This is a genomic window from Desulfurellaceae bacterium (assembly GCA_021296095.1).
Classification (GTDB): Bacteria; Desulfobacterota; Binatia; order Bin18; family Bin18; genus JAAXHF01.
On the sequence record JAGWBB010000111.1, the window covers coordinates 1 to 5,165 of the forward strand.

Here is a 5,165-nt window from a genome sequence, read left to right on the forward strand (position 1 = left end):
CGTCCAGCTCGGTCAGGCTGGGAGGGCTGCCGTATAGACCGCCTCTGACACTATCGCCCAGCACAAAGACCGGGGTGGCTGTGCCGTGATCGGTGCCCTTGCTGGCATTCTCGGGGACGCGGCGGCCGAACTCGGTAAAGACCATGACGGTCACATCCTTGCCCCGGCCGATCCGTCCCAGATCTTCAATGAAGGCTCGCAGCGCGTCCGCGGAGTAGGTCAGGAGTCGGGCGTGCAGGTCGAGCTGGTGGACGTGGGTGTCAAAGACATTTCCGGCGTAGCTGACATAGTACAGCCGGGCCGGCATGTCGGCGTTGATCAGGGCGGCGACCTTGCGCAGGTCCAGCCCCAGACCGGCCGAGCGAGCGCCATAATCGACCGGGCTGTCATATTCGGCCCAGGCCTGGCGGACAAAGGCGGCGCTGTGGGTAGCGTTTTCGACCAGGCCATTCAGGAAGGCGAGCGAGGCGTTGGGCGTCGACCGGCCCTGGCTCAGGCGCTGAAAGACGGGCTGCTGTTGATACACGCCCGTGCGCGAAAAACTTTCCGGATCGTAAAAGACCAACGGGGAGTGATAACGGCTGCGCACCGCCAGGGACTGGGCGGTGGCGATATTGACCAGATAGTTGCGGTTGACCTGGGGGTCCAAGGCGTCGGCCAGGCGGCCCAGCCAGCCGAGTTTTTCGCCGGTGTGGGGAATGCCGGTGTGCCAGAAGCCCATCGAAGAGAAGTGAGACAGGATCGGCTTGTCATAGCCGCAGCCGTGCACAACGGCGAGTTTGCCGGCCCGGTACAGCCGCTCGAAGCCGAACAGGGCGGGATGAAAACCGAAGTGCTCATCAATCGTGCGCAGACTCTTGGCCGGAATGCCGAGCGTGGGGCGGAGTTGGTAGTATCTATCGTCCCCGTAGGGGACAACCGTATTCAAGCCGTCGTTGCCACCCGACAGTTCAACCACCACCAGAATGCGCTCAGGGTGGGTTGACGATGGGCGGGGCGCATCGGCCCACGCCGTAAGCGGGCGGCGGAGCGCTCCCAGACCCAGGCCCAGCCCGTAGGCGCCGACCCGTAGTGCCTGACGACGGGTGAAGAGACGAGTGGTGGACATAGACGCTTCTCCTTATCCCAGCTGATAGGCGGGGGTGCTCATAATCAAATGCACCAGCAACCGGAGCGGCTCTTCCAGATAGCTCAGAGCCGGGGCAATCTCGTCAGTACCCAGCTCCTGGCTCAAAAAATCAATCAAGGCCCGCCGTTCATCCGTCCCGAGCGGCACCCTCAGCAGACGGGCGGCAAAATACTCCACCACCTCGGCGCTGGTCTGCAAACCGGCCTCGGTCACCATATCGGTCAGGCTGAGTTGCGCCGCCCGGCGAGGGATGGGCTTGACCCGTCGGAAGGCCTCCATCCAGCCATGGGTGCTGCCGTAGCGGGTATTGAAGTCCTCGTCCGCCCCGGCCATCTGGTTGAACATGGAGACCTCGGCCATGGCCCCGGCGTCCATGCCGTCCATTGCATTATCGCCCGCCCCGGCGTCCATCGGACTCAGCAACGGGGAACGTGATAACTGATTGACTCCATCGGACATCACGTTCCCTGTTGTCTCCATTCCCGGGCCGCGTTCGATGGTCGCCTGGCTGATCTCATAGCCCTGGGTGATTTTCACCGCCACCTTGCGGTTCAGCTCCGGCATGCGCTGGTCGGGCGGCTGAAAGTTGGCAATATCGGGAAAGAGCACCTGTCGGGCAAAATTGCCCCGTTCGAGCAGCAGGGCCGGGGTGACCCAGCTCCGTCCGCCTTCCCAGCCGGCGACGTTGGGCGGATGGAAGAGTTCCTGGCCCAGGCTGCGGGTGACGGTGTTAAAGTCGGGCACGCCCGGAATTTCGCTCAACCCGAGCTTGCGATAGGTCGAGACCACCAGATGAACCGGACTCTTGATTTGGGTGGCGTAGGCCGGCGGGCTGTAAAAGTCGCGCGACAGAAAGATGGTCCGCAGCAGACCGCCAATATCGTAGCCGTCAGCCTGAAAGCGTTTGCCCAACTCGGCGATCAACTCGACCGACGGGTCGTCGTGCACGAAATAGCGGTACAACTTGGCAGCGATGAAGCGGGCGGTGACCTCCTGCTCCAGGATGATGTCGATAATCTCCACCCCGTCAAAATTGCCGCTGCGTCCCAAAAAGGTCTTGTGGCCGTCGTCGTGCAACTCGGGTTTGACCACAAAGCGCAGGCCGTCATTCGTCCAGCCGGTGAACGCGCGGGCCGCCTCGCGGATGTCGGTCTCGGTATAATTTCCGACGCCCATGGTGAACAGCTCCAGGATTTCCCGACCGAAGTTTTCGTTGGGGCTGCCCTTGATATTTTCTCCGGCGTCCAGATACACCAGCATGGCCGGGTCTCTGGCCACGCCAATCAGCAGATCGCGAAAGCTGCCACTGCCGTGTTCGTGGAACAGGGCCAGCTGGTTGAGCGATTTGCGGTAGTCGCGCAGCTTGGCATCCGAGGTGGCGAAATGCCCGTGCCAGAACAGGGCCAGCTTTTCCTCCAGCGGTCGCCGGGTGGTCAGCATCCGGTTGGCCCACCACTGGGCCGCCCGACGCACTTCCAGATAGTCCGCCCGCAGCCAGTAAAAGAAACGGTTGACTACCGGTTGGAGCGGTCGGTCGCCACCCGGCTTGATTGTGACGCCCATGGCTTCGCCGTTTGCCCGGGCAATCCGCACGGCGTCGACCCGACTCTTGGGAAACGGCTCAACCGGGGGGTCGAAGATGTTGGATTCGTCAAACGGGGGCAGGTGGTCGTTGACAATGGTGTGATAGTTGACCAGCCGTTCGACCGCTTGCCGTGGTGTCAGGGCGGCCAGCTGATTGATCTCCTGGGGCGGGCCGCCAAAGCCGGCTCGCTCCAACAGGTGGGCCGCCCGGTCGCGGCTCCAGGCGTCCGCCGGGATCGGCCGCAGGTCTCCGGCCCAGTCGGGCGGACCGGCCCGCCGGTCGGACACGGACGCCGCCAGCGCTCCCCCTGCCTGCCACACCAGGAGGGCCAACAGAATACCCGCCGGCCTCCAGATCGGCGCGAGTCCGAGACGGCGCAGCAGACCGGATTGACGTCTCAACACGGCTTTCAGCATGCCACCATCATGCATCGTCCACAGTCGGGAGTCCAGATGTGTGCCTTGACCTAGCATTCCTTCTAAAGGTAATCGTAATAACATTCCCAGTCCAAAGGACATCACGATTCCCTTCGCCAGGGATAGACAGGGGGGAGGCTGGTGATCGTCTCGTGTCCACGCTGAACAGGAGGCTGTTATGGCGGGCCGTTTGAACAAGGTCATTGAGCTACTCGAAGCTGGTCAGGTGGTGTTTGGCGGAGGCATGGTCTGGACCGGCAATGCTGACGAGGCCATGGCGTACGCCGACCTCGGCTATGATTTCATTATTTTTGAAATGGAACACGAGGGCTTCGATCTGCCGGGCCTGCGCCACTCGCTCCAGTCTCTGTTGAACCGCAAGCAGATCGCCGCCCAAGGGGACTTGCAACCCGCTGTGGTACCGTTTGTCCGGGTTCCGCCAAACGCCCGCGAGCGCAACCAGTGGGTCATCAAACAAGCCCTGGACACCGGGGTGTATGGCTTGATTGTGCCCCATATGGACACGGTTGAGCAGGCCAAAGCTGCGGTGATTGCCAGCCGCTATCCCCAGGCCGAAGGGGTCGCCGATTTTGAGCCGGTGGGCGAACGGGGTTGGTGGTATCGTCTCGCTCCCCGGTATTGGGGGCTGGGGGTGCAGGAATATTACGATGTGGCCGACCTGTGGCCGCTCGACCCGAACGGTGAGCTGTTTTTCATGCCGATCATTGAAGGCGTTCAGGGGGTGCGTAATCTCCCGGCAATTTTGCGCGAGGTCAAGGGCATCAGCGCGATCTGGGCCGGGCCTGGCGACCTGTCGATCGAGCTGGGGACGCGGGGCAATATGGCCGATCCGCGAGTCGAAGAGGGTGTGCAGCAGGTGTTGAAAACCTGTCAGGAGTTCGGCGTACCGTGCGCCGTGTTTGCCAGCCCGCGAGACGTGGAAAAGCGTATCGAACAGGGCTTTCGTATCATTATCTCCGGTCCAAGCCGCACCGACCAGACCTTGACGACGGGAAAGCGGGTGGCGAGACGCTGAGCGCCCCGTCAGCTCTATGGGAAAAAGGATGACACAGACAGGACGATATCTGCACCGACGACGGATCGCCCTCCTGCTGATTTGGATGAGCAGCTGGGCGGCGCCCGCTTTTTCCCAAACTCCGGCAGACGCGCCAGGAGCGACGCTGCGCCTGGAACAGGTCGCGCTTGTTGATAGCGGCCAAGCCAAGCTCGTCACCTTGCAGTTCTCTCAGCCTCCGGCCGCGCTCAAGGCTTTTGCCCTGGGTTCTCCGCCCCGGGTCGTGATCGACGTTCAGGGGTCGGCCAGAGCCTTGCCGTCGGCCACATACGCGACCAAGGACAGCTTGGTGCAGCGTGTGCGGGTGGGGTTTCATGAGCAATACGTCCGCTTTGTGCTCGACCTGAAAAAGGGTAGCTTTATTCCACCCTTTTCTATTGAGCAGAAACAGGCGACGGTGATCGCCAGTCTTCAGATTCTGGGCCAGACTGCTGCCAAAGGGAATCGTGATAACACAATGTCTCCAAAGGACATCACGATTCCCTTTGCTGACGCCACGTCTCAAGTTCTCTTTTCACGCCGCAGCTCGCCGGCCATAGCGCGGGTCCTCGACCAGCCGAGTCAAACGAGTCAGGCCGAGCGGGTCGCACCGTCCGCGGCTCCTGCCACCCCTCAGCCGGTCGTTCAGGCGGCCCGGACTCCCGAGCCGCCTGCACCCGCTCCCAGCCCGTCGCGGCCTGCCCGGGCGCCACATTTGTTCCGACCTGAAGAACAGGCGGCCCGGACGAGGAGAGCGCGTGTCCCCTCCGCTCAAGCCGACAACACGGCCAAGACTCCTCTTCTCCTGCCCGGAGCTTCGCTCATACGTCCGTCCCCTTCCTCTCCCCAGCAGCCGGCGCAGCGGTCGTACTCCCTGCTGAGCCCGGCCGGTACGGCCCGGGAGAGCGCAAGTCGATCGTCAGCCGCCCGCTCCGGCGCGGCCCGGTCTCGGCGGTCGCCTCGCCAACTGGCCGCCATCTC

Annotated in this window: 4 protein-coding genes; 2 read left to right on the plus strand and 2 right to left on the minus strand. The window is 62.9% G+C overall.

Going from position 1 to position 5,165, the window contains the following annotated elements; translation table 11 throughout:
- Positions 1 to 1,108: DUF1501 domain-containing protein (locus J4F42_19725; GenBank protein ID MCE2487748.1), on the minus strand; the 1,108-nt coding region annotated here is incomplete at its 3' end.
- Positions 1,109 to 1,120: 12 nt separating this feature from the next.
- On the minus strand, positions 1,121 to 3,130 hold the full coding sequence (locus J4F42_19730) for a DUF1800 domain-containing protein (protein ID MCE2487749.1): 2,010 nt from the start codon (positions 3,128 to 3,130) through the stop codon (positions 1,121 to 1,123).
- Between the two features lie 178 nt (positions 3,131 to 3,308).
- On the opposite strand from J4F42_19730, the gene J4F42_19735 reads away from it, so the two are divergent.
- Together J4F42_19735 and J4F42_19740 are read left to right on the plus strand one after the other, a co-directional pair.
- Positions 3,309 to 4,166 (plus strand): hypothetical protein, encoded by an 858-nt coding sequence (locus tag J4F42_19735; GenBank protein MCE2487750.1) that lies wholly within the window; start codon positions 3,309 to 3,311, stop codon positions 4,164 to 4,166.
- 28 nt (positions 4,167 to 4,194) lie between these two features.
- On the plus strand, positions 4,195 to 5,165 hold a 971-nt coding region (locus J4F42_19740; protein ID MCE2487751.1), incomplete at its 3' end, for an AMIN domain-containing protein.

Excerpts from the sequence above, each read along its gene's own strand:
- J4F42_19730 (MCE2487749.1), bottom strand. The coding sequence starts at position 3,130 with ATGCTGAAAGCCGTGTTGAGACGTCAATCCGGTCTGCTGCGCCGTCTC.
- J4F42_19735 (MCE2487750.1), top strand. The coding sequence starts at position 3,309 with ATGGCGGGCCGTTTGAACAAGGTCATTGAGCTACTCGAAGCTGGTCAG.